Source organism: Streptomyces sp. NPDC101151 (assembly GCF_044768335.1).
Taxonomy (GTDB): domain Bacteria; phylum Actinomycetota; class Actinomycetes; order Streptomycetales; family Streptomycetaceae; genus Streptomyces.
In genome coordinates this window covers 1-23498 of sequence record NZ_JBIWPP010000023.1, presented here as the reverse complement: position 1 = coordinate 23498, position 23498 = coordinate 1, and the positions used below count along the sequence as shown (strand labels likewise).

The 23498-nt window shown below is 70.5% G+C and carries 19 protein-coding genes and 1 tRNA gene; 6 read left to right on the top strand and 14 right to left on the bottom strand.

Translation table 11 applies throughout. The features are described 5' to 3' along the window. Positions 1 to 47: 47 nt before the first annotated feature. Both ACIRU3_RS32255 and ACIRU3_RS32250 read right to left on the bottom strand, forming a co-directional pair. Positions 48 to 725 (bottom strand): TetR family transcriptional regulator, encoded by a 678-nt coding sequence (locus ACIRU3_RS32255; RefSeq protein ID WP_404063780.1) that lies wholly within the window; start codon positions 723 to 725, stop codon positions 48 to 50. Next, complete coding sequence (locus ACIRU3_RS32250) at positions 722 to 1729, bottom strand: acyl-CoA desaturase (RefSeq protein WP_404063777.1); 1008 nt, start codon at positions 1727 to 1729, stop codon at positions 722 to 724. Before ACIRU3_RS32250 ends, ACIRU3_RS32255 begins: the two co-directional genes overlap by 4 nt. Before the next feature lie 309 nt (positions 1730 to 2038). Here ACIRU3_RS32250 and ppc point away from each other — a divergent pair, with 309 nt between their 5' ends. After that, positions 2039 to 4771, top strand: a complete 2733-nt coding sequence (gene ppc, locus ACIRU3_RS32245; RefSeq protein WP_404063774.1) for a phosphoenolpyruvate carboxylase — start codon at positions 2039 to 2041, stop codon at positions 4769 to 4771. An 86-nt stretch (positions 4772 to 4857) separates the two neighbouring features. Here the strand turns inward: ppc and ACIRU3_RS32240 are convergent, their stop codons facing one another. From ACIRU3_RS32240 to ACIRU3_RS32210, 7 genes are all read right to left on the bottom strand, one after another. After that, complete coding sequence (locus ACIRU3_RS32240; RefSeq protein ID WP_404063771.1) at positions 4858 to 5364, bottom strand: hypothetical protein; 507 nt, start codon at positions 5362 to 5364, stop codon at positions 4858 to 4860. Between the two features lie 52 nt (positions 5365 to 5416). Next, positions 5417 to 6019: an aminoacyl-tRNA hydrolase gene (pth, locus tag ACIRU3_RS32235; RefSeq protein WP_404063768.1), complete on the bottom strand. Its 603-nt coding sequence runs from the start codon at positions 6017 to 6019 to the stop codon at positions 5417 to 5419. Between the two features lie 91 nt (positions 6020 to 6110). After that, positions 6111 to 6707 (bottom strand): 50S ribosomal protein L25/general stress protein Ctc, encoded by a 597-nt coding sequence (locus ACIRU3_RS32230; protein ID WP_404063765.1) that lies wholly within the window; start codon positions 6705 to 6707, stop codon positions 6111 to 6113. 205 nt (positions 6708 to 6912) lie between these two features. After that, on the bottom strand, positions 6913 to 7893 hold the full coding sequence (locus tag ACIRU3_RS32225) for a ribose-phosphate diphosphokinase (protein ID WP_404063762.1): 981 nt from the start codon (positions 7891 to 7893) through the stop codon (positions 6913 to 6915). 154 nt (positions 7894 to 8047) lie between these two features. After that, complete coding sequence (gene glmU / locus ACIRU3_RS32220; protein ID WP_404063759.1) at positions 8048 to 9496, bottom strand: bifunctional UDP-N-acetylglucosamine diphosphorylase/glucosamine-1-phosphate N-acetyltransferase GlmU; 1449 nt, start codon at positions 9494 to 9496, stop codon at positions 8048 to 8050. Between the two features lie 124 nt (positions 9497 to 9620). Then, positions 9621 to 9692: transfer RNA gene (locus tag ACIRU3_RS32215), tRNA-Gln, on the bottom strand. A 29-nt stretch (positions 9693 to 9721) separates the two neighbouring features. Further along, the gene (locus ACIRU3_RS32210) at positions 9722 to 10588 is read right to left on the bottom strand and encodes a hypothetical protein (RefSeq protein ID WP_404063756.1); all 867 of its coding nucleotides are present in this window, start codon (positions 10586 to 10588) and stop codon (positions 9722 to 9724) included. Between the two features lie 166 nt (positions 10589 to 10754). Here ACIRU3_RS32210 and ACIRU3_RS32205 point away from each other — a divergent pair, with 166 nt between their 5' ends. Next, on the top strand, positions 10755 to 12065 hold the full coding sequence (locus ACIRU3_RS32205; protein WP_404063753.1) for a sensor histidine kinase: 1311 nt from the start codon (positions 10755 to 10757) through the stop codon (positions 12063 to 12065). Positions 12066 to 12160: 95 nt separating this feature from the next. Here the strand turns inward: ACIRU3_RS32205 and ACIRU3_RS32200 are convergent, their stop codons facing one another. After that, positions 12161 to 12655: an SUKH-3 domain-containing protein gene (locus ACIRU3_RS32200; RefSeq protein WP_404063750.1), complete on the bottom strand. Its 495-nt coding sequence runs from the start codon at positions 12653 to 12655 to the stop codon at positions 12161 to 12163. Positions 12656 to 12716: 61 nt separating this feature from the next. Beyond that, a complete protein-coding gene (locus ACIRU3_RS32195; RefSeq protein ID WP_404063747.1) occupies positions 12717 to 13232 on the bottom strand; it encodes a YwqJ-related putative deaminase in 516 nt (171 codons plus the stop codon). 287 nt (positions 13233 to 13519) lie between these two features. Between ACIRU3_RS32195 and ACIRU3_RS32190 the strand changes: the two genes are divergently transcribed. The 3 genes from ACIRU3_RS32190 to ACIRU3_RS32180 all read left to right on the top strand — a co-directional run bounded on the left by ACIRU3_RS32190 (position 13520) and on the right by ACIRU3_RS32180 (position 19069). Continuing rightward, positions 13520 to 14515: an SMI1/KNR4 family protein gene (locus tag ACIRU3_RS32190; protein ID WP_404063744.1), complete on the top strand. Its 996-nt coding sequence runs from the start codon at positions 13520 to 13522 to the stop codon at positions 14513 to 14515. 10 nt (positions 14516 to 14525) lie between these two features. Further along, on the top strand, positions 14526 to 17726 hold the full coding sequence (locus ACIRU3_RS32185; protein WP_404063741.1) for an SUKH-4 family immunity protein: 3201 nt from the start codon (positions 14526 to 14528) through the stop codon (positions 17724 to 17726). Between the two features lie 455 nt (positions 17727 to 18181). Continuing rightward, on the top strand, positions 18182 to 19069 hold the full coding sequence (locus tag ACIRU3_RS32180; protein ID WP_404063738.1) for a cellulose-binding protein: 888 nt from the start codon (positions 18182 to 18184) through the stop codon (positions 19067 to 19069). Between the two features lie 25 nt (positions 19070 to 19094). Here ACIRU3_RS32180 and ACIRU3_RS32175 read toward each other — a convergent pair whose 3' ends face one another. The 3 genes from ACIRU3_RS32175 to ACIRU3_RS32165 all read right to left on the bottom strand — a co-directional run bounded on the left by ACIRU3_RS32175 (position 19095) and on the right by ACIRU3_RS32165 (position 22922). Then, entirely contained in the window at positions 19095 to 20738 is a 1644-nt protein-coding gene (locus ACIRU3_RS32175; RefSeq protein WP_404063735.1) for a cation acetate symporter, read from the bottom strand. Further along, complete coding sequence (locus ACIRU3_RS32170) at positions 20735 to 21142, bottom strand: DUF485 domain-containing protein (RefSeq protein WP_404063732.1); 408 nt, start codon at positions 21140 to 21142, stop codon at positions 20735 to 20737. Before ACIRU3_RS32170 ends, ACIRU3_RS32175 begins: the two co-directional genes overlap by 4 nt. 286 nt (positions 21143 to 21428) lie before the next feature. Further along, positions 21429 to 22922 carry an MFS transporter gene (locus ACIRU3_RS32165; protein WP_404063729.1) on the bottom strand — a complete coding sequence of 498 codons (1494 nt, stop codon included), beginning with the start codon at positions 22920 to 22922 and terminating at the stop codon, positions 21429 to 21431. A gap of 223 nt (positions 22923 to 23145) precedes the next feature. On the opposite strand from ACIRU3_RS32165, the gene ACIRU3_RS32160 reads away from it, so the two are divergent. Continuing rightward, positions 23146 to 23498 (top strand): transposase domain-containing protein (locus ACIRU3_RS32160; protein ID WP_404063726.1); only part of this gene is annotated, 353 nt, incomplete at its 3' end.

The window sequence follows — 23498 nt, the reverse complement described above, 5'->3', positions numbered from 1 at the left end:
ACAAGATGAATCTTGCGGTCTATTGATGTCACCTCTTGCGGTGAATCTCAGCTCTTCCGATGCCCTATCAACCGGGGCTTCTGCTCCAGCCCGTCCAGCCCGTGCCACGCCAGATTCACCAGGTGGGCCGCGACCTCCGCCTTCTTCGGGCGCCGCACGTCCAGCCACCACTGCCCGGTCAGCGCGACCATGCCGACCAGGGCCTGCGCGTACAGCGGGGCGAGCTTGGGGTCGAAGCCGCGGGACTTGAACTCGCGGCCCAGAATGTCCTCCACCTGGGTGGCGATGTCGGAGATCAGCGAGGCGAAGGAACCCGTGGACTGCGGGATGGGGGAGTCACGGACCAGGATGCGGAAGCCGTCCGTGCACTCCTCGATGTAGTCGAGCAGCGCGAAGGCCGCCTGTTCGCACAGCTCACGCGGGTGGCCGGCGGTCAGCGAGCCGGTCACCATGTCCAGCAGGCGCCGCATCTCACGGTCCACCACCACCGCGTACAGCCCCTCCTTGCCGCCGAAGTGCTCGTACACCACCGGCTTGGACACCCCGGCCTTCGCCGCGATCTCCTCCACCGAGGTGCCCTCGAAACCCTTCGCCGCGAAGAGCGTGCGACCGATCTCCAGCAGCTGCTGGCGGCGCTCGGCACCGGTCATACGGGTCCGGCGAGTCCGCCGCTGCTTGTCATTGCCCGGATTGCTGCTGGAGTCGGTCGCCACGGCCTCAATCATGCCGCCTCGGCGGCTTTCCTCCGGCGCCGTGAACCGCCTTCCTCGGTGTTACGGCGGGAATCGATACGCGAGCGTGATGGCCAGCGCACGTCGTACGCCCAGCCGAGCAGCTCGAACCAGCGGATGATCCGCGCGGAGGAGTCGATCTGGCCGCGCTCCACCCCGTGCCGCGCCGAGGTCGGGTCGGCATGGTGCAGGTTGTGCCAGGACTCCCCGCAGGACAGGACCGCCAGCCACCACACATTGCCCGAGCGGTCACGCGACTTGAACGGCCGCTTGCCCACCGCATGACAGATCGAGTTGATCGACCACGTCACATGGTGGAGCAGCGCCACTCGTACGAGTGAACCCCAGAAGAGTGCCGTGAACGCGCCCCACCAGGACATCGTCACCAGCCCGCCGACCAGCGGCGGCACCAGCAACGACACCGCCGTCCACAGCACGAACTGACGGGAGACCATCCGGATGGCCGGGTCCTTGATCAGATCCGGCGCGTACTTGTCCTGCGACGTCTGCTCCTCGTCGAACAGCCAGCCGATGTGCGCCCACCACAGGCCCTTCATCAGCGCCGGGAGCGTCTCCCCGAACCGCCACGGCGAGTGCGGGTCGCCCTCCGCGTCCGAGAACTTGTGGTGCTTGCGGTGGTCGGCCACCCAGCGCACCAGCGGGCCCTCCACCGCCAGCGACCCCATGATCGCCAACGCGATCCGCAGAGGCCGCTTCGCCTTGAACGAACCATGGGTGAAGTACCGGTGGAAACCGATCGTGATGCCGTGGCACCCCAGGAAGTACATGAACACCATGAGGCCCAGATCGAGCCAGCTCACCCCCCAGCCCCAGGCCAGCGGCACGGCCGCCACCAGTGCCACGAACGGCACGACGATGAACAGGAGCAGCGTGATCTGCTCGATCGAACGCTTCTGCTCGCCGCCCAGGGTGGCGGAGGAGAGGGGAGTGTCGTCGGCCCTACGGGATTCTTCGATCACATCGGAACGTGAGGTCATGCGTGTCCCCTGTGGGGTTCGAGGGTCGGGGGAGGCACCGGGTCGCCGGGACCGCGCGGGACGGGAAAGCGATACTTCCCTACGGTTCCGTAACCTACGGCGACGTAAGTATGGCAGCGTGTCGAGCGGCGGCAAGAGCCCCAGAGCCTGCGCGTCCCCATGGACACCTATCCTTGGAGTCGGTCGGACAGCGCGGTCCGCTCTGATTCCTTCCCGGACGCTCCGGCCCGTATGCGGCACCAGCCGCGTGGTGGATCGATGCCCGGGTTCCCTCCCAGATGAGCTTCAACACTGCAAGGAGCCGCACCTGTGAGCAGTGCCGACGACCAGACCACCACGACCAGCAGCGAGCTGCGCGCCGACATCAGGCGACTGGGTGACCTCCTCGGCGAGACCCTCGTACGGCAGGAAGGCCCCGAACTCCTCGAACTGGTCGAGAAGGTCCGCCGCCTCACCCGCGAGGACGGCGAGGCCGCCGCCGAGCTGCTGCGCGGCACCGAACTACAGACCGCCGCCCAGCTGGTCCGCGCCTTCTCCACCTACTTCCACCTGGTCAACGTCACCGAACAGGTGCACCGCGGCCGCGAGCTGCGCGCCCGCCGCGCCGCCGAGGGCGGCCTGCTCGCCCGCACCGCCGACCGCCTCAAGGACGCCGACCCGGAGCACCTGAAGCAGACCGTCCGGCACCTCAACGTTCGCCCGGTGTTCACAGCACACCCCACCGAGGCCGCACGCCGGTCGGTCCTCAACAAGCTCCGGCGCATCGCCGCACTCCTGGACGCCCCCGTCCTCGACTCCGACCGCCGCCGCCACGACGTCCGCCTCGCCGAGAACATCGACCTCGTCTGGCAGACCGACGAACTGCGCGTCGTCCGCCCCGAGCCCGCCGACGAGGCCCGCAACGCCATCTACTACCTCGACGAACTGCACGCCGACGCCGTCGGCGACGTCCTCGAGGACCTCACCGCCGAACTGGAGCGCGTCGGCGTCAAGCTCCCCGACGACACCCGCCCCCTCACCTTCGGCACCTGGATCGGCGGCGACCGCGACGGCAACCCCAACGTCACCCCCCAGGTCACCTGGGACGTCCTCATCCTCCAGCACGAGCACGGCATCAACGACGCCCTGGAGATGATCGACGAACTGCGCGGCCTGCTCTCCAACTCCATCCGCTACACCGGCGCCACCGAGGAACTCCTCCAGTCCCTCCAGGCCGACCTGGAGCGGCTGCCCGAGATCAGCCCCCGCTACAAGCGCCTCAACGCCGAGGAGCCCTACCGGCTCAAGGCCACCTGCATCCGCCAGAAGCTGGAGAACACCAAGCAGCGCCTCGCCAAGGGCATCCCGCACGAGGACGGCCGCGACTACCTCGGCACCAGCGAACTGCTGACGGACCTGCGGATCATCCAGACCTCCCTGCGCGAGCACCGCGGCGCCCTCTTCGCCGACGGCCGCCTCAACCGCACCATCCGCACCCTGGCCGCCTTCGGCCTCCAGCTCGCCACCATGGACGTACGCGAACACGCCGACGCCCACCACCACGCCCTCGGCCAGCTCTTCGACCGCCTCGGCGAGGAGTCCTGGTGCTACGCCGACATGCCCCGCGAGTACCGGGCCAAGCTGCTGGCCAAGGAACTCCGCTCCCGCCGCCCGCTCGCCCCCACCCCGGCCCCCGTGGACGCCGCCGGCGCCAAGACCCTCGGCGTCTTCCAGACGGTCAAGCGCGCCCTCGAAGTCTTCGGCCCCGAGGTCATCGAGTCCTACATCATCTCCATGTGCCAGGGCGCCGACGACGTCTTCGCCGCCACCGTCCTGGCCCGCGAAGCCGGCCTCCTCGACCTGCACGCCGGCTGGGCCAGGATCGGCATCGTGCCCCTCCTGGAGACCACCGACGAGCTGCGCGCCGCCGACACCATCCTCGAGGACATGCTCTCCGACCCGTCCTACCGGCGCCTGGTCGCGCTGCGCGGTGACGTCCAGGAGGTCATGCTCGGCTACTCCGACTCCTCCAAGTTCGGCGGCATCACCACCAGCCAGTGGGAGATCCACCGCGCCCAGCGCCGGCTGCGCGACGTCGCCCACCGCTACGGCGTCCGCCTGCGCCTCTTCCACGGCCGCGGCGGCACCGTCGGCCGCGGCGGCGGCCCCTCCCACGACGCCATCCTCGCCCAGCCCTGGGGCACCCTGGAGGGCGAGGTCAAGGTCACCGAGCAGGGCGAGGTCATCTCCGACAAGTACCTCATCCCGTCCCTGGCCCGGGAGAACCTCGAACTCACGGTCGCGGCCACCCTGCAGGCCTCCGCCCTGCACACCGCCCCCCGCCAGTCCGACGAGGCCCTCGCCCGCTGGGACGCGGCCATGGACGTCGTCTCCGACGCCGCCCACGGCGCCTACCGCCGCCTGGTCGAGGACCCCGACCTGCCCGCCTACTTCTTCGCCTCCACCCCCGTCGACCAGCTCGCCGACCTCCACCTCGGATCGAGGCCTTCGCGACGGCCCGACAGCGGAGCCGGCCTCGACGGCCTGCGCGCCATCCCCTGGGTGTTCGGCTGGACCCAGTCACGGCAGATCGTCCCCGGCTGGTTCGGCGTCGGCTCCGGCCTCAAGGCACTGCGCGAGGCCGGCCTCGACACCGTCCTGGACGAGATGCGCGGACAGTGGCACTTCTTCCGCAACTTCATCTCCAACGTCGAGATGACCCTCGCCAAGACCGACCTCCGCATCGCCCAGCACTACGTCGACACCCTCGTCCCCGACGAGCTCAAGCACGTCTTCGACACCATCAAGGCCGAACACGAGCTGACCGTCCGCGAGGTCCTGCGCATCACCGGCGAAAACGAACTCCTCGACGCCCAGCCGGCGCTCAGGCAGACCTTCACCATCCGCGACGCCTACCTGGACCCGATCTCCTACCTCCAGGTCACCCTGCTCAAGCGCCAGCGCGACGCGGCGGCCGCGGACGCCGAGCCCGACCCGCTGCTCGCCCGCGCCCTGCTCCTCACCGTCAACGGCGTGGCGGCCGGCCTGCGCAACACCGGCTGACGACTCCGTCCGCACACGACCGTGCCCCCGGGCTCGTACGAACCCGGGGGCACAGTCATGTCACCTCACCGCACACCGCCACCACGTCACTGCAGGGCCAGGAAGGTCGCCGTCAGCAGCGCGGCCCCCGAACCCCCCAGCACCCACGCCACCCGCGTCAGCCGCAACCCGCCCGCCACCACCACCGCGGCCAGCAGCAGCGCCCCGCCGAGCGGCACCCACGCATACAGGATCCCCGCCGGCCCGGACCGCACCGCATCCCCGGTGCCTGGCTTCAGGACGACGTCGTACGTCCGGCCCTTGCGCACCGCCACCGACTCGTCGATGACCGCCCGGTCCCGCCCGGCCGAACCCTTCGACGCCGACGTGAACGGCCCCGAACACGTGCCCCCGTCACACCGGGTGACCTGAATCGTGCCGCGCTCACGCCCCTTCGTCAGCATCACGTGCTGCGCGGTCCCCCAGGAACCCCACACACCGGCGAACAGGATCAGCGCGGCGAGCACACCCATCGAGGCGACCTGCCCGAACCGCAGCGCGGTCACGGAGGCCTGGCGAGCGGTGGCAGCTGTGGCAGGCATGGCCGGGATCATTGGCCATACCCATACGGCCGGTCAACTCCGCTGGGAGGGATGCCAGGACAAGTCAGGAGTTGTACGCGCCCTGCGCCCGCTCCAGCCCCTCCGTCACCAGACACTCCACCGAATCCGTCGCACGGTCCACGAAGTAGTCCAGCTCCTTGCGCTCCGCCGACGAGAAGTCCTTCAGCACGAAATCCGCGACCTGCATCCGCCCCGGCGGCCGCCCGATCCCGAACCGCACCCGGTGATAGTCCGCACCCATCGCCTTCGTCATCGACTTCAGACCGTTGTGCCCGTTGTCGCCACCGCCCAGCTTCAGCCGCAGCGTGCCGTAGTCGATGTCCAGCTCGTCATGCACCGCGACGATGTTCGCCACCGGCACCTTGTAGAAGTCACGCAGCGCGTTCACCGGCCCCCCGGACAGGTTCATGAACGACATCGGCTTGACCACGATCACCCGCCGGCTCGCCGGCCCCACCGGACCGACCCGCCCCTCCAGCACCTGCGCCTGCGCCTTGCCCGCCCGCTTGAACTTCCCACCGATCCGCTCCGCAAGCAGATCCACCACCATGAACCCCACGTTGTGCCGGTTCATGGCGTACTCGGGCCCCGGATTACCGAGCCCGACAACGAGCCAGGGGGCGCTAGCGGGGGTCGTCACGTCCAAGTCTCCTCACGTGCAACAGCCGCTGCTCCCCCCAGGGAAGCAGCGGCTGGAGCGATACGGCCCGCTGTGGACACAGCTGCCGAAACGAAGCTTAGGCCTCCGCGACCTCTTCGCCCTCGGTCTCCTCGCCCTCCACGGCCTCCTCGGCCTGCGCCTGCAGGACCTGCAGGACGACCGTGTCCTCCTCGACGGCCAGGGTCACACCGGCCGGCAGGGTGATGTCCTTGGCGAGGACGGAGGCGCCGCCCTCCAGGCCCTCCACGGACACGGTGAGCGCCTCGGGGATGTGCGTGGCCTCGGCCTCGACCGGCAGCGCGTTCAGAACGTGCTCGAGCAGGAAGCCACCCGGGGCCAGCTCGCCCTCGGCGTGCACGGGAATCTCGACCGTGACCTTCTCGCCCCGCTTGACCAGCAGCAGGTCGACGTGCTCCAGGAAGCCCTTGATCGGGTCGCGCTGCACGGACTTCGGGATCGCCAGCTCGTTGGTCTTGCCGTCGATGTCCAGGGAGATCAGGACGTTCGGCGTACGCAGCGCCAGCAGCAGCTCGTGGCCCGGCAGGGTCAGGTGCAGCGGGTCCGAACCGTGGCCGTACAGGACACCCGGAACCTTGCTGTCACGACGGATACGACGGGCGGCACCCTTACCGAACTCGGTACGGGTCGCGGCGGCGATCTTCACCTCGGACATGCTTTTCACTCCTCGTAGGACTGGGAAACGAACAAGGTCACCCGGCCACGAACGGCCTGCTACGAAGAGCGCGTCGATAACGGACCGCCGCGATCGCGTACACGACCACGGCCTCCCTCGCCGAGCAACTGCAGCAGTCTACTCGGAGGGGGAGGCCGCACCAAAAGGATCTTCAGCTAGCACGCCAGGGAAGCCTGCAGAAACCTCACTGCTCGTCGAAGAGGCTGGTCACCGAACCATCCTCGAACACCTCACGCACCGCACTCGCAACCGTCGGAGCGATCGACAACACCGTGATCTTGTCCAGATCACGGCCCAGCTCCGCCGGCGTCGGCAGCGTGTTCGTGAACACGAACTCACTCACCCGCGAGTTCTTCAACCGGTCCGCAGCAGGACCCGACAGCACACCGTGCGTCGCCGTCACGATGACATCCTCCGCGCCATGCGCGAAAAGAGCGTCCGCAGCCGCACAGATCGTGCCACCGGTGTCGATCATGTCGTCCACCAGCACACACACCCGGCCCTTGACCTCACCCACCACCTCGTGGACGGTCACCTGGTTCGCCACGTCCTTGTCGCGCCGCTTGTGCACGATCGCCAGGGGCGCCCCCAGCCGGTCACACCACCGGTCCGCCACCCGCACGCGGCCCGCGTCCGGCGACACCACCGTCAGCTTGTCCCGGTCCACCTTCTTGCCCACATAGTCCGCAAGCAGCGGAAGCGCGAACAGATGGTCCACAGGCCCGTCGAAGAAGCCCTGGATCTGGTCCGTGTGCAGATCGACCGTCAGGATGCGATCCGCACCCGCCGTCTTCATCAGATCCGCGATCAGACGCGCCGAAATCGGTTCACGACCCCGGTGCTTCTTGTCCTGCCGCGCGTAACCGTAGAACGGCACAATCACCGTGATGGACCGCGCCGACGCACGCTTCAGCGCGTCGATCATGATCAGCTGCTCCATGATCCACTTGTTGATCGGAGCCGTGTGGCTCTGGATCAGGAAGCAGTCCGCACCACGAGCCGACTCCTGGTAACGGACGTAGATCTCGCCATTCGCGAAGTCGAAGGCCTTCGTCGGAACGACCCCGACACCCAGCTGCTGGGCGATCTCCTCGGCAAGCTCGGGGTGGGCGCGGCCGGAGAAGAACATCATCTTCTTCTCGCCGGTCGTCTTGATCCCGGTCACAGCACTGTCTCCTCAGAGGTGTCTAGCCAGCCGACCGCTCAGGCGACCTCTCGGCTGGGCATGAGAGGCCATATCAGCTGGTAGGGATGCGGGTGTGCACGCGTGCGGATGTGCACTTATCACGGTACGCCGTGTTGGGCGCACCCGTTTCCGGTCAGTCCTCGCCCTCGCCCCGCCGGGACGCCGCCTCGGCCGCCTTCGCGGCCGCACTCCCAGGACGCTTCCGGGCCACCCAGCCCTCGATATTCCGCTGCTGACCACGGGCCACGGCCAGCGAACCGGGCGGCACATCCTTCGTGATCACGGACCCGGCAGCGGTGTAAGCGCCGTCCCCGACCGTGACAGGAGCCACAAACATGTTGTCCGACCCCGTCTTGCAATGCGACCCGACCGTCGTGTGGTGCTTGTTCTCACCGTCATAGTTCACAAACACACTCGCCGCACCGATGTTCGTATGATCACCGATCGTCGCATCACCGACATACGACAGATGCGGAACCTTCGTCCCCTCACCGATCGACGAGTTCTTCGTCTCCACATACGTACCGATCTTCGCCTTCACACCCAGACGAGTACCGGGCCGCAGATACGCAAACGGACCCACCGACGCCTGCGCACCGATCCGCGCACCCTCCGACACCGTGGTGTCCACCCGCGCCCCCGCACCCACCCGGGTGTCCTTCAGCCGGCTGTTCGGCCCGACCTCCGCACCCTCACCCAGGTGCGTCGACCCCATGAGCTGCGTACCGGGGTGCACAACGGCGTCCTGCTCGAAGGTGACGGTCACATCCACCCAGGTGGTGGCCGGATCCACGACCGTCACCCCGTCCAGCATCGCGTGCGTCAGCAGCCGGTCGTTCAGAATGCGACGGGCCCCCGCCAGCTGCACACGGTTGTTGATCCCCGCGATCTCCCGATGATCGCCGGCCACCGAAGCCCCGACACGATGACCGGCCTCACGCAGAATCCCGAGCACGTCCGTCAGGTACTCCTCACCCTGACTGTTGTTCGTCCGCACCTTCTTCAACGCGTCCGCGAGCAACTGCCCGTCGAACGCGAACACCCCGCTGTTGATCTCCCCGATCGCCAGCTGGGCGTCGGTGGCGTCCTTGTGCTCCACGATCGCGGTGACGGCACCGGTCGCCTCGTCGCGGACGATACGGCCGTAACCGGTCGCGTCCGGGACCTCGGCGGTGAGGACCGTCACGGCGTTGCCGTCCGCGTGATGAGCGGCGGCGAGCTGCTTGAGCGTGTCGGCGGTCAGCAGAGGGGTGTCCCCGCACACCACGACCACCGTCCCGTCCACCGCCCCGCCGAGCTCCTCCAGCCCCATCCGCACGGCGTGCCCCGTGCCGTTCTGCTGCGCCTGCACGGCCGTGCGGACAGCGGGGTCGATCTCGGTCAGGTGCGCGGTGACCTGCTCGCGGGCGTGGCCCACGACGACGACCAGGTTCGCGGGGTCCAACTCGCGAGCGGCGGCCAGCACATGACCGACCAGGGAACGGCCGCAGATCTGGTGCAGGACCTTCGGTGTGGCCGACTTCATGCGGGTGCCCTCACCCGCTGCGAGAACGACGACGGCTGCCGGGCGAATGGCGCTCACGGGGTTGCCCTTCGGCTCTGGATGGGTGGGGGTGACAGCCGCAGGATACCGGGGTGGGGTTGGGGGGATATGAGTGCGGGCCCTGACGGTGGTGTCACCGATCAGGACCCGCACTGTGCATGTGCTCCCCTGCCAGGACTCGAACCTGGAACAAATCATCCAAAGTGACCCGTGTTGCCAATTACACCACAGGGGATGGCGTATGCGGCCTAAACGGGCATTTGGTCAATCCGTTGAGGCTGCGGCACCTACTATGCCGCACCACCAGCCTTCGATGCGACGGTACAAGTCGGCACCCTTCAGGACTTTGATCACCAGGCATCCCCGATAGGTCTCGCCGATGTTCTTGCGGACCGTCTTGGGGTTGTGCCTCTTCAGCGTGGTCCTGTTGAAGGTGGAGGTGTCCGCGCCGACCAGGTCGGCCCAGTATCGCTCGGCCCCTTCGACGTCTGCGTTCTCGTGAATCATCACGTGATGTCGCGCGCGCTCCCGCTCCACTTGGAGCAGGTCGAGCCAGGCGAGGTAGACCTTGATCATTCCTGGGTCGCTGTTGACGAAGGCGACGTTCTCACGTCGGTCGTACGGTTTGTCCTTCGAGCCCTCGGCCCAGTAGAGGCCCACCCCCACCAGGAAGAGTTCGCGGGCGGACAGGTCGCCGATGGCCTGCTCGGCCTCTTCCTTGGTGCGTCGGCGCGCCTCGTCGCGGACGCGCAGCCTCTCCTCCCAGCCCTTCCGGGCGATGGCTGCCGCTTCTTCCGGGCTGCGCCTGCGCTCGGGCCTCGGCAGGTCCCGGACCCACAGCGACACCGAACTTCGCGAGCACCCCAGCGCAGCCTCGATCTGGTCGTACGTCCACCCCTGGCGCCGTAGCTCCCGTGCCTTCTCGCGCAGGTCGTCCTTGGCGCGCGGCCGCTTCGTCCACTCCGGCGCCGGCTCCCCCTTCACCAGCCGATTGAGGATGTCGTTGTTGAAGATCTTCAGCTCGTCCCGGATCTGCCGGAGGCTGTAGCCCTCGCGCCGCAGTGCGACCGCTCGCTCCCGCAACCCCTCGAAGTCCTCATACCTGCCGACTTTGCCCTGTGCATGTGTCATACGCATACCGTCCGAGCGGAATGTGGGTTTCCGGCGTCGAACGGGTGGGGTTCAGCAGTTCGAGGGATACCTGCTGGTTTTGGGGTCATTCGATTACGGAGTGTGGTCCGCGCCGGTAGGCGAAAGTCACCGGAAATGCCGTGGCCGGCGCCCTTAGGCTGGATGCATGACCACGACGGGGGAAGACCAGGCCAGGGCCCTGACCGGCCCATGGTGGTGGGCCAGGTGGCGCAGTGCGGTGCTCGACGGGAGTCTCGCGCTGGTGTCGGCCGTGGAGTGCGGCGCGGAGGGGATTCCGTTCGCCCGGGACGCGGGGCTCCCGGTGTCGTTGGGGATCGTGTTCGGGCTGATGGCCGGTTCGGTTCTGCTGGTGCGCAGGAAGTGGCCGATCGCTGTCGTGCTGGTCGCGATCGCGATCACGCCGGCCCAGATGGGTTTCCTGATGGGCATCATCGGCTTGTACACGCTGGCGGCGTGCGAGTTGCCGCGTCGGATCATCGCGGCGCTGGCGGGGATGTCGTTGCTGGGCACGATGATCGTGACGTTCGTGCGGGTGCGGCAGGACATGGCGCGGGGTGATCTGACGCTGGGTGACTGGTTCGTGCCGTTCGCGTCGATCACGACGTCGTTGGGGCTGACGGCTCCGCCGGTGCTGCTCGGTTTGTATGTGGGGGCGCGGCGCCGGTTGATGGAGAGTCTGCGGGAGCGGGCGGACAGTCTGGAGCGGGAGCTTCAGCTGCTCGCGGAGCGGGCGGAGGAGCGGGCGGAGTGGGCGCGTAATGAGGAGCGGACGCGGATCGCTCGTGAGATGCATGACGTGGTCGCGCATCGGGTGAGTCTGATGGTGGTGCATGCGGCGGCTTTGCAGGCTGTTGCCCGGAAGGATCCCGAGAAGGCCGTGAGGAATGCGGCGCTGGTGGGGGACATGGGGCGGCAGGCGTTGACCGAGTTGCGGGAGATGCTCGGGGTGCTGCGGGCCGGGGACGGTGTGGAGCGGCGTGCGGCGTCGGTGCCGTTGGCTGCGGTGGGGGTGGCGGCTGCGGAGGCGGCGTCGAAGGCGGTCGGTGAGGAGGGGGTCGACGGGCCTTCGCTGTCGGAGCTGGGGGAGTTGGTGGGGCAGTCCGCGGCGGCGGGGATGGTGGTGGATCTGTCGGTCGAGGGGGAGGTGCGGTCGTATGCGGTGCAGGTCGAGCAGACGGCGTACCGGGTGGTGCAGGAGGCGTTGACGAACGTCCACAAGCATGCGGCGGGTGCGAAGACGCATGTGCGGTTGGCGCATCGGGGTGCGGAGATCGCGATGCAGGTGGAGAACGAGCCGCCGCCGGAGGCGGGGTCGGTGTCGCCGGTGCGGTTGCCGTCGGGTGGTAATGGCCTGGTGGGGATGCGGGAGCGGGTCATGGCGCTGGGTGGTGTGTTTGTTTCTGGGCCGACGGATGTGGGGGGTTTCCGGGTGTCGGCGGTGATTCCGGCGGTGTAGGCGGGGGTCCGCCCTTCGCTGTGGCTGAGCCGTGCCTGTGGCTGGGCCGTGCCGTGCGTGTGCCGGGGCCGTTGTCCGCGTCTGTGCGGGGTGGGTCAGGCGACGGTCAGGCGTACGGGTTCTGTGCCGGTGATGAGGGTGGACAGGGCGTGGTCGATGCCGGGGCCGACGTACCAGTCGCCGGTGTGGTCGACGGTGTAGACGCGGCCTTCGGCGTCGATGGCGAGGAGGGCGGCGGTTTCGGTCTCCTCGCCGAGGGGGCTGACCTCGGTGCCGAGGGCGCGGCCGAGGTCGCCCAGGGTGCGGGCGAGGTGGAGGCCGTGCAGCGGGTCGAGGTGGAGGGTGGCGGGGGCGACCTGGCGGCCGGGGCCGGTGGGGGGGATGTGGAGTCCGCCGAATTCGGCCCAGGCTTCGACGGCGGCGGGGAAGACGGTGTGCCGGTGTCCGGCGGGTGAGGTGTGGTCGCGCAGGGTGTCGGCCCAGATTTCTGCCTGCTTTATGTCCCAGCGTCCGGGGTGCCAGCCGGCTGTGCGCAGGGCGGCGTCGACGGGCACGGGGAAGCGCGTGGTGGAGCTGCGGTCTGGGTGCATCTGCCCTTCGATCGTCGTGTGGGCCGGGTGGTTCGGGTGGGTGCGGGGTGTGGCCGGCCGGTCAGCTGTCGGTTGTGGCCGGGTCGACGACGCGGACGCCGAAGTGGGCGCTGAGGGCGGTGCAGGCGCGGCAGGGGGCGGCGAAGCTGCCGTGGAGGGGGTCGCCGTCCTCGCGTATGCGGCGGGCGGTGAGTTTGGCCTGTTTGAGGGCTTTGCGGGCTTCGCCGTTGGTCATGGGTTTGCGGGTGGCGCGTTTGCTGCGGGTCGCGTCGGCTGCGGTGATGTGCCGGGAGATGAGGATGGTTTCGGCGCAGCGGCCGGTGAAGCGGTCGCGTTGGGCGCTGGTGAGGGTGTCGAGGAAGTCCTGGACGAGGGGGTGGAGGGCCGGGGGCTGGTCGCCGCGGGCGGCGGTGCCGGTGAGGGTGGCGCCGCGGACGGAGAGGGCGGCGGCGACGGTGGGCAGGATGCCGTCGCGGCGGTGGAGGAGGGTGGGGGCGGGGGGTGTGTCGGTGCCGCTCCAGCCGATGCGAGGGTCGCCGGCCCGCACGTCGTTACCTCCGGTCTGCAAGGTATTCATGATCGTCTTCCCCTCCCCGGGCATCCCCCCGAAGGACACAGAGTGCCAAAGGCCGTGGCTGGTGCGGAAGCTGGGGCGGCGCGACACGCCCGGGTTTGGGCGGGCTGTCACGGCAGGGTGACGGCTGGTCACGGTTGTGGGGGGTTCGGTGGTGCGGGGGTGGGGGGCGGGCGGGCCGGTGGGATGAGGTGGGCCGGTGACCGGGGTTCGTGTACCGCATAGGCTGTGGCCATCCGCGATCGACACCGCCGTTCAGGCCAGAGACAACGCCGCAGGGGGCTACCGCCATGACGACAGGTCGGCTCGGGCAGCAAGCCGCGCCGCCGAACGCGGCCTATGCCGGGCAGGTCGTGCACTTCCCGGATCCGGTTCGGGCGGCACGTCACCCGAGAGGGGTACGGGTTGATGAGCGTGGTTACCCGGATTTCTCGGCTTATGCGCGTGCGGCGGCGGAGATCGCCGATCCGCCGGAGGGTTTCGGTGTCGACGAGTTGCGGCTGACGGACTACGTGTCGGCGAACGCGGCGCTCGCGGCGTCGGGGCACGAGTTGTGGGACACGGTGCCGGATGTGGCGACGCCGCACGGGTGGACGTGGCATCACGTGGTGGGTTCGCGGCGGCTGGAGTTGGTTCCGGTCGAGGTGAAGGCGTTGCTGCGGCATCACGGCGGGGTGGCTACGGCTCGGGTGGACCAGGGGAAGCGGGGGACGCGGCCGTTGCAGGAGACGCGTCCGGCGCACTTCGGGCTGCCGAAGTCGGGTGTGGCGGTGACGGAGTCGCAGGTGCAGGGCGTCGAGGAGGATCTGGGCTACCGCTTGCCGGGTGCCTACCGGTCTTTCCTGAAGGCCGCGGGCGGTTCGGCGCCGGTGGGTGCGGCGCTGGATGCCGAGTTGGGGCTGCTGGTGGACCAGCCGTTCTTCACGGTGCGGGACGAGGCTGCGGTCAATGACCTGGTGTACGTCAACAAGTGCCTGCGTGACCATCTGACGAAGGACTACCTGAGCGTGGGTTTTGTGCAGGGTGGTCTGCTCGCGGTGAAGGTGAAGGGCGAGCGGTCGGGTTCGGTGTGGTTCTGCGCGTACGACGATGTGCGGGACGCGGATCCGTCGTGGCCGCCGGCCGAGCGGGTGGAGCGGTTGCTGTTGCCGTGCGGTGAGGATTTCGACGTGTTCCTGTCGCGGCTCGCGGGCAATCCGCCTGAGTTGGAGACGGTGGCGAGTCTGATGGTGGACGGCGGTTTCGCGCGTGCTGTCCCGGTGTCTTCCGTGCCGGTGGGGGAGTGAGCTGCAAGCGATGGTGACCTTCGCGCAGGCGCAGGAGCGCGCCGAGGAGTGGATCAACGGTGACGTCCCCGCGTACCAGCATCGTGAGGTGCGGGTGCGGGAGTTCGAGCTGGGTTTTGTGGTGTGGGGCGAGGACCGTGCGGAGGGCCCGCGTTCGGATGCGGGTGCGCAGCGGCTCGTGATCGCGCGGGACAGCGGTGAGGCGACGTTGTGGCCGGCTCTGCCGGTGGGTGAGGTGATCCGCCGGTACGAGGAGGAGTACGGCCGGGGTGACGAGGTCGAGGACGCGGTTCCGGCGCCGGCGGCTGCTCGGGTGGATCTGAATCAGACGTCGTTCCTGTTGAGTCCGCCGGAGTGGTTGCAGGAGGCGGCGGACAAGCTGGGGATTCCGGACCGGCGGTCGGGGGAGGCCGCGGGCGCTGCGGCTGCCTCTGGTGCTGGTGCTGGTGCTGGTGTCGGTTCCGGCCCGGTTGGTGGGGGTTCCGCCGGGGGCGGTGCGCTTGCCGAGACGCAGGCCGGGGTTCCGGTGGCGGCGGATGCCGCGCCTTTGGCTCCGGGGGTGCCGGCTGGGACTGGCGGTGCGGGTCCGGCCGCTGGGTCCGGGAGCGGTGCGTCGTGGCCGGCTGCCGGGGCGGGCGGTGCCCAGGGTGGTGTGCCGGGGGTGGGGGCGCCTGGTGGGGTGCCGGTTGCGCCGAGTGCGCCGGTTGCGCCGAGTGCGCCTGAGGTGCCTGTGGGTGCCACGCCGTGGGCCGGTACGGACACGAACGCGGATGCCGGTGAGGACCGTTCGGTGCCGTTGCCCGCGACGGTGTTCGCGCCGCCGTTGAGCGATGTGGATGATGTGCCTCCGCCGCGGTCGACGGCTGCGCCGGACGCGAAGACGGCGCTGATGTCGGGGGGCAGCCAGCTGCCGCCCACGGCGGTCGCGCCGGCGCTCGACCGGTCGAACGGGTCGGGAGCGCAGAACTTCCCGCCGGGCGTGCAGGGCGGTGCGCCCGCTCCTGGCGGTACGCCGGGGGTGCCCGGCCTCGCGCACGCGCCGGGCGCGCCTGGTGGGCCCGGGACGCCCGCTGCTCCTGGTGCGCCGGGCGCCGCGCAGCACAGCACGCCCCCGCCGCCTCATGGAGCGCAGCCGTACGGCTACCCGCAGGCGCCGGGGGCACCGGGCACGCCCCCGCCGGGCGGGCCCGCCTACTCTCCGGGCCCCGACACCCCGGCCGCGCCCCTGGCGGCCCCCGGTGTGCCGGGTGCTCCGCAGGGCAGCACGCCTCCGCCGCCTTCGGGCGCGCCGTACGGCTACCCGCAGGGTCCGGGTGCGCCGGGTGTCCCCGGCGGTCCGCAGGGTGCCCCTGGTTACGGCTATCCGCAGGGGCCGGAGGCGGCTCAGAACGCGCCGCAGCCGCCGGCCGGTCCGGGGCGGCCGCTCGCGCCGAACGCCGGGGACATCGCGGACGCCGCGACGAGCAAGGCGGCACCGCCGCCGCGCAAGGCGCGTGGCGGGGTGGGCGCGCCGCCTCCTCCGCCGGGCGCGCCGGGTGCTCCGGGTGCGCGCTCTGGGGGTACGCCTCCGCCGCCCGCGCCGGGTGCACCTGCGGGCGGGTACGTGCCGACGCAGCTCGTGTCGGCGCTCGGGCCCGAGGGGCCGGGCGTGCCGGGCGTTCCCGGTGCTCCGGGCGTTCCCGGTGGTCCCGCGGGTACGGACGCGGTGCGGGCGCCGAATGCGCCGGGCGCCCCGAACCCGCCCGGCGCGCCGGGTGCTCCCGGTGGCCCGCCTCCGGGGAATGTGCATCACGCGGCCACGATGCTGGCCGACCCGAGTCGGATGGGAGGGGGCGCGCCGCAGCCTCCGGGCGGCCCGGGCATGCCGCATCCGCCCGGCGCTCCCGCGGCTCCGGGTGCCCCGGGGATGCCTCCCGTCCCTGGCGCGCCGCAGCCCGCAGGCGCTCCCGGTGCACCCCAGCCTCCGGGCGCCCCGGGCATGCCGGGCGCTCCCGGTGCCCCCGGCGGGGCGCGTGGTGCCGTGCACCACGCCGAGACCGTGCTGGCCGCCCCTCCGGTGGGCGGCCCGGGCGCGCCTTTGCCGCCGCCCGCCCCGGGCGCACTCGGCGCACCGGGTGCTCCCGGCATGCCGCCCGGCGCCCCGGGTGCCGCGCAGCCGATGCCGCCGGGTGCGATGCCGCCGCCGGGCGGGCCCCTGCCGGGGCAGCCTCCGGCGTACGGCTACCCGCAGCAGGGGCAGCCGACGGTCGGTCCGGGCTACCAGGCCGTGCTGCGCTACCGCGCGCAGGACGGTTCGGAGCAGCAGTTGATCCGGCGTTCGGCGCCCGGTACGCCGCATCCGGAGTGGCAGATCTTCCACGAGCTGCGGTCGATGAACGTGCCGCCGGACCAGGTGCTTGAGCTGCACACGGAGCTGGAGTCGTGTGAGCTGCCGGGTGCGTACTGTGCGCGGATGATCCGGGAGCAGTGGCCGCAGGCGCGGATCACGAGCATCGCGCCGTACGGCACGGATCACGCGAGCCGGCAGCAGGGCATGCGGCAGTTGCTGGCGCACCAGGGCGAGTTGCACCAGGTGGCGGACGGTCCCGCGCGGCCGGCACCGGTGCGGGCGCCGTTGCCGCCGGTGCAGGCCGCGCCGCCCGTGCCGCCGGAGGCGATCGCGCAGGAGCTGGCGGCGGCGTTCGGGCCGGGGGTCTTCCGGTTCGAGCAGCAGGCGGTGTCGCGGCAGGGTGTGCCGCCGATCGTGGCGCACACACTGGTGGTGTGCGGGCTGCCGATGGACCTGGGCCCGTTCTTCTGGGCGCAGGCCCAGCCGGGCCGTCCGGTGCCGACACTGGCGGAGATGGCGGCCGAGCGCGGGGTGCAGCCGGCCTCGGACGCGGGTTCGTACCTCGTGATGGGCACGGACTTCGGCAAGGCGATCTGTGTGCAGTACGGGACGGCGAACATCGTCGCCGTGCCCGTGGAGGCGGGTCCGGGCGGTGCGCCGGTGCCGCCGCAGTTCGTGAACACCGGGCTGCCGGAGTTCGCCCGGTGCCTGGCGCTGCTGGGCCGGATGTGGCGGCTGCGGTTCGGGCTGAACCAGGAGCAGGCGGGCCGCTGGACCGTCGACTTCCAGGCCCAGCTGGCGGCTCTGGACCCGGCGGCACTCGGTTCGCCGGAGAGCTGGTGGTCGGTGCTGCTGGAGCAGATGTGGGACGGGCTGCTGTAGTCCGCGCCCCCGGAGCCTGACCGCCTCATGCCCTTCACGCGCGCGCGTGAAGGGCATGAGGCGTATGTGGACTTCGGGACGATCCGTCCACCGCGCACCCGGCCCGCGCCGCCTGCCCGCTCCGCCGCCCGGCCTGGCGCCGCCTGCCCGCCTGCTCCGCCGCACGGCCGGCCGTGATCCGGCCCCCTTCGCTGCGTACCCCGTCCGCTGCCTGCCTCCGGCCGCTCGCGTCCGTCCGCAGCACGGCCGTCACCCTGGAGGAGGACGTGCTCGGGACGGGCCGTCCGAGACCTCGACTCACCCGATGAGACGTGTGCGTGGGGAAGCGCGGCAGGCGGGGGACGCGGACCGTGACATGTCTGCGGAGTGTCGTGTTATGAACACTTACGCCTGATCCATCAAGATGTGCGCGAAATCGTCCTGTCGTGTATGTCCGGTGGAGAGGGGTTCCCAGGGTGAGCAGCGCATCGATGACGCCGCACGGCTTCCCGACCGTCCGGGGGCGCGCCTACCGCCCCGATCAGGTCGACGCGTACACGGAGGCGCTGTCGCTGGACCGGGACGCGGCGTGGGAGCGCGCCGCGCGTCTGACGGTGCTCGCCAAGGACATGGGCGCGGAGGCCGAGCGGCTGCGTGAGGTGGTCGCGCAGCTCGAGCCGCAGACGTACGAGATCCTCGGGGAGCAGGCGCAGCGCCTCCACCAGCTCGTGCTGCAGGAGGCGGCGGACGTCCGCGACCGGGCGCGGCGCGAGGCGCAGGAGCAGATCGCGCAGGCCGAGGCGTACGCCCTCGGCGTATGCGAGGCGGCGAAGGAAGAGGCGGACGCGCTTCGCGCGGACGCCGAGGAATCAGCCCGCCAGTACCTCCTGGCGGCGCAGGCCGAGGCCGAGGACCTGCGCATCGGCGCCCGGCGTGAAGTGAAGGAGGGGCGCGGGGGGGCGCTCACCGCGGTGCGTGAGGCACGGCAGCGCACCACCGGCATGCTCGAGGAGCAGACCAGGGAGCACGCGGACCGGTTGGCCGCGACCGAGCGCACGGAGGTCGAGCAGTTGGCCGCGCTGGAGGCCGGCTGTGCCGAGCGGATCAGCCGTGCGGAGGACGCCCTGGTCGAGGCGAAGCGCGCTCGCGCAGAGGCCGAGGAGTCCGCGCGCCGCTGCCAGGAGGAGGCGGTCACGCGTGCCTCCGAGATCATCAACGAGGCGCACGAGCGTCAGGAGCGCATCGCCGTGGACACCGAACGGATGCTGCGCGAGCACAGCGAGACGTGGGACGACGTCCAGGCGCACATGGACCACGTCCGCAGCAGCCTCATCTCGCTGACGGGCAGGGCGGCCCTGGAATAGCGGCCGCACCCGCGTCAGGGTGTCCTCAGTCGCCCCTGCGCACCGCCCCGGCGAGGATCCAGCCCTCCACCGCCTCGTACTGGTGCCGCTGCTCCTCCGCCTTCCGGCGGCCCGAGACGACCGTCCCCAGCCAGCCGAAGAAGAAGCCGGCCGGGATGGAGACGATGCCGGTCGTGGTGAACGGGAACCAGTTGAAGTCGGCGTGCGGGAAGGCCGAGACGGGTGAGCCGGAGACGAGGTTGGTGCCCGGCATGAGCAGCAGCACGGTCAGCGAGCCACCGAGCAGTGTCCCCATGAGCCCGCTTCGGGTGTAACGGCGCCAGAAGAGGCCGTACACCAGGGCGGGCGCGAGGGCGGAGGCGCCGAGGCAGAAGGAGAGGGTGACCAGGGGCTGCAGGCTGTGGTGCTGCACCAGGGTGGCCAGCAGGATCGTCGGGACGCCTATGGCGAGCGCCGAAAGGCGGGCCAGGGCCATCTCCCGGCGGGCCGGCATCTCCTGCACGCGGGCCGCGAACACGTCGTGGGCGAGGGAGTTGGCGCAGGCGAGGATCATCCCGGCCACCGAGGCGAGCAGGGTCAGGAAGATCGCCGTCGTCACCATGGTGAACAGGAAGGTCTCCGCCGTCGACACATCGGCGCCGAACGCCGCCCGTGAGCCCAGCAGATAGGCCGTGTTGCCCTGGGCGTCGGCCCCGGCGATCACCGTGCGGCCGACGAGGGCCGTGGCACCGAACCCGACCACCGTGATGACCAGCACGAACAGTGCCACGATCGACACCGCCCAGGACAGTGAACGGCGTACCTGGCGGGCGCTGGAGGCGGTGTACATGCGCATGGTGATGTGCGGCAGACAGGCTCCGCCGAGCACGATCGTCAGCTCCGAGGTGATCATGTCCAGGCGGGCGCCCGGGTGGCCTGCGAACTGGAGCCCGGAGTGCAGGAAGGCCGGTCCGGCCCCGCTCCGGCGCGCCGCGGTGTCGAACAGGGCACCCGGGTCCCAGGCGAAGCGGTGCAGGATCAGTACGGCGACCACGGCGCCTGAACCGACCAGCATCACGATCTTCAGGATCTGGATGAGTGCGGTGCCCTTCATGCCGCCGATCGCCGCGTAGCTGATCATCAGCGCGCCGACTCCGACGACGCAGCCGGTCTTCACCGACTCGTTCGAGAAGCCCAGGATGAACGCCATCAGCTGTCCGGTGCCGGCGAGTTGGACCAGCATCAGCGGCAGCAGCGAGGCGATCGTCACCGCGCAGGCCGCGATCCGTACGCTCCGGCCGGGCATCCGGCGGGCCAGCGCGTCGCCCATGGTGAACCGGCCCGCGTTGCGCAGCGGTTCGGCCAGCAGGAACATCAGCAGCATCAGCGACAGTGCCGTACTGAGGGCGAGTACGACACCGTCGTAGCCGCACAGGGCGATCACCCCGCCGGTGCCGAGGACGGTGGCGGCGGAGATGTAGTCGCCGGCGATGGCCAGGCCGTTGCGCAGCGGGGACAGGGAGCCGTAGCCGGTGTAGAACTCGTCGAGGTCGTCGTGGTCCGGGCCGGTCATCACGCACAGCAGCAGGGTCAGTGTGGCGACGGCGGAGAAGGCGACCAGCGACATGGTCTGTGCCGAGTCGCTGAACCCGGTGAAGCCGGTGAGGTCCGGGGCGGCGCTGGTGCTCATCGGGCCGCTCCTCGCCGTGCGTCCAGTTCGGCTTCCTTGCGGATGCGGTCCGCGAGCGGGTCGACATGGCGGCGCGCGGTGTGTTCGTACAGGGCGATCGCCAGCCAGGTGACCGGCAGTTGGAGAAGGGCGAGCAGCAGGCCGGCCGGGATGCCGTCGGCGACGGTTCGCGTCATGACGTGCGGCGCGAACGCGGACAGGACGAGGAACAGGGTGAAGTAGCCGAGGGCGGTGAGGGTGGCGGTGCGGCGTTGCCAGCGGTAGGCGCCGCGCAGTACGCGCAGGTCGCTGTGGTGCCCGAGGAGTTCGCGGGGCCGGGCGCGGTGCGGGCGTGGGGGTTCGGGGGGCTGGGGCTGCCAGGGGTAGGTCAGGTACGACGGCTGGTGCGGCGGGTCGTAGGACATCCCGGGGCTCCTTGCGTGGCTCGGGTCCGTGGCGGCGGACCGCAGGGAGGTGGGGGGTGGGCGGAGCCACGCACGCTACTCGCGGGTACCCGTGCCGCGCGGCGTTTTCACCGAACTGGCCGGTCGGTATGCGCTTACTACGGGAAAACGGGTCTGACCTCGGGTGTTACCCGCGTTAACCCCGGGGATCCCGGGTGGACAGGCGCGGCACCGGTGCAAAGGAACAGGCGTACGGCTTCCTGGACTTGGGGGCTGCTCCGGCCGTACGGCTTCCTGGCCGTGCCGGCTACTCCGGCCGCACCGGGAAGCGTCGGGGTGCCACCACCAGCAGCACCAGGAAGGCCAGCGCCGCCGCGCAGGCCGCGCCGAAATACACCGCGTGCACCGCCGCGGCGATCGCCCGCCGGGTGGCCTCCGGAGCCGTACCGGCATCCAGCGCGCGCGTGACGGACTCCAGGTCGCCCGCCCCGCCCAGCCGTGCCGCAAGCACCCCGTTGGCGACGGCGCCGAACACGGACGCGCCCACGGTCTGCCCGGTCTGCCTGCAGAACAGCACCGACGCGGTCGTGGTCCCCCGCTCCGACCAGCCCACGGTCGACTGCACCCCGATGATCAGCGGCAGCTGGAACAGCCCCAGCACCCCGCCCAGCAGCAGCATCAACAGGGTCGGCTGCCACCAGGATCCGGGATACGGCAGAAACGGGAAGGCGAGCAGGACCAGCGTGCCCAGCCCGATGCCGATCAGTGCGGTGTCACGGAAGCCGATGCGCCGGTACACGTGCTGGCTGAGCGCAGCCGATCCCGACCAGGTCAGCGTCCACACGCACAGCACCAGACCGGCGGCCGCAGGACCGAGTCCGAGCACCGACTGGGCGTACGTCGGCAGGAACACCGACGGCGCCACCATCAGCAGCCCCAGCGCACCGAGCGCCAGATTGACGGCCGCGATCGTCCGGCGCCGCCACACCCACCCCGGGATGATCGGCTCCGCCGCCCGCCGCTCCACCCACACCACCGCACCCGCCAGGGCGAGTCCGGTGCCGAACAGCGCGAGCGAGGGCGCCGACAGCCACGCCCAGGCCACCCCGCCCTGCACCAGCGCGGTCAGCAGCACCCCGCCGCACGCGAACACCGTGAGCGCGCCCGCCCAGTCCACGCGCGCGCGGGCGGCCTTCTCCCGCTCGGGCTCGTGCAGGTGACGCACGATCAGCCACAGCGCGGCCGCGCCGATCGGCAGGTTGACCAGGAAGATCCAGCGCCAGCCCGCGTACGCGGCCAGTACACCGCCGAGGCCCGGCCCGGCCACCGCCGACACCGCCCACACCGTGGACAGCTTGGCCTGGATCTTCGGGCGCTCCGCCAGCGGGTACAGATCGGCGGCCAGCGTCTGCACCGTCCCCTGCAGCGCCCCGCCGCCCAGCCCCTGCACGATCCGGAAGGCGATCAGCGCCCCCATGTTCCAGGCGCCCGCGCACAGCAGCGAGCCCAGCAGGAACACGGCCGCTCCCGCCACCAGGACCGGCTTGCGGCCGAAGGTGTCGGACAGCTTGCCGTAGACGGGCAGGGTGACGGTGACGGCGAGCAGATAGCCGGAGAACAGCCAGGAGAAGAAGGAGAACCCGCCGAGATCGCCGACGATCTGCGGTACGGCCGTGGAGACGATGGTGGCGTCGAGCGCGGCCAGCGCCATCGAGAGCATCAGCGCGGCGACGACCGAGCCCCTTCGGCTGCCCCGTTCCGTCGCGGCGCCGTCGCGTATCGCGGGTCTCGTACTCCCCACCGGATCCCCTCCCCGTGCCCCTTGCAGCTATCTCCGGCAACAGCTTCCCACGGCACCGGGAACTTGACCCTGACGCGACGTGAGGGTGGAGCCTTGCCGGGCCGGAGGGTGGAGCGGACCCCGAGAACGACTCCACCTGGCGGTGGACGTCCCCTAGGGGCAATGCCGTTGTTTTAGGTCTCGGGCGTGGGTTCCTGGGTAGGGGTCCCAGGGGGTGGGTTGGGTGTCTTCGCGCGTGTCTGAGTTATCGGGCCTGGGGCTGTTGACCTGGGTGTATCCACCAGGGTTGGTGGATCGGGTGGTCGCGGCTTGCGGGTGCGCTGAGCAACGCAAACGGCTGCTTCCCGCGCGGCTGGTGGTGTACTTCGTGCTGGGGTTGGCCCTGTTCTCGCCTGCCCCGTATCTGGAAGTGCTGCGCCATCTCGTCGAGGGCTTGCGGGGCTTGGGGCTGCTGGGCAACTGGCACATTCCGGCGAAGTCATCCCTGTTCAGAGCCCGGCAGCGGCTGGGTTCGGAGCCGCTGCGGGTGCTGTTCGCCACGACTGCGAAACCCATGGCCACCGAGGCGACGCCCGG

Bases quoted from the DNA above. Each gene is read 5' to 3' on its own strand.
- ACIRU3_RS32170 (WP_404063732.1), bottom strand. From the start codon at position 21,142: ATGTCCTACGACCCGCCGCACCAGCCGTCGTACCTGACCTACCCCTGG.
- ACIRU3_RS32195 (WP_404063747.1), bottom strand. From the start codon at position 13,232: ATGAATACCTTGCAGACCGGAGGTAACGACGTGCGGGCCGGCGACCCT.
- ACIRU3_RS32205 (WP_404063753.1), top strand. From the start codon at position 10,755: ATGACCACGACGGGGGAAGACCAGGCCAGGGCCCTGACCGGCCCATGG.
- ACIRU3_RS32240 (WP_404063771.1), bottom strand. From the start codon at position 5,364: ATGATCCCGGCCATGCCTGCCACAGCTGCCACCGCTCGCCAGGCCTCC.
- ACIRU3_RS32200 (WP_404063750.1), bottom strand. From the start codon at position 12,655: ATGCACCCAGACCGCAGCTCCACCACGCGCTTCCCCGTGCCCGTCGAC.
- ACIRU3_RS32230 (WP_404063765.1), bottom strand. From the start codon at position 6,707: ATGTCCGAGGTGAAGATCGCCGCCGCGACCCGTACCGAGTTCGGTAAG.
- ACIRU3_RS32175 (WP_404063735.1), bottom strand. From the start codon at position 20,738: ATGAGCACCAGCGCCGCCCCGGACCTCACCGGCTTCACCGGGTTCAGC.
- ACIRU3_RS32185 (WP_404063741.1), top strand. From the start codon at position 14,526: ATGGTGACCTTCGCGCAGGCGCAGGAGCGCGCCGAGGAGTGGATCAAC.
- ACIRU3_RS32250 (WP_404063777.1), bottom strand. From the start codon at position 1,729: ATGACCTCACGTTCCGATGTGATCGAAGAATCCCGTAGGGCCGACGAC.
- ACIRU3_RS32210 (WP_404063756.1), bottom strand. From the start codon at position 10,588: ATGACACATGCACAGGGCAAAGTCGGCAGGTATGAGGACTTCGAGGGG.
- ACIRU3_RS32190 (WP_404063744.1), top strand. From the start codon at position 13,520: ATGACGACAGGTCGGCTCGGGCAGCAAGCCGCGCCGCCGAACGCGGCC.
- ACIRU3_RS32255 (WP_404063780.1), bottom strand. From the start codon at position 725: ATGATTGAGGCCGTGGCGACCGACTCCAGCAGCAATCCGGGCAATGAC.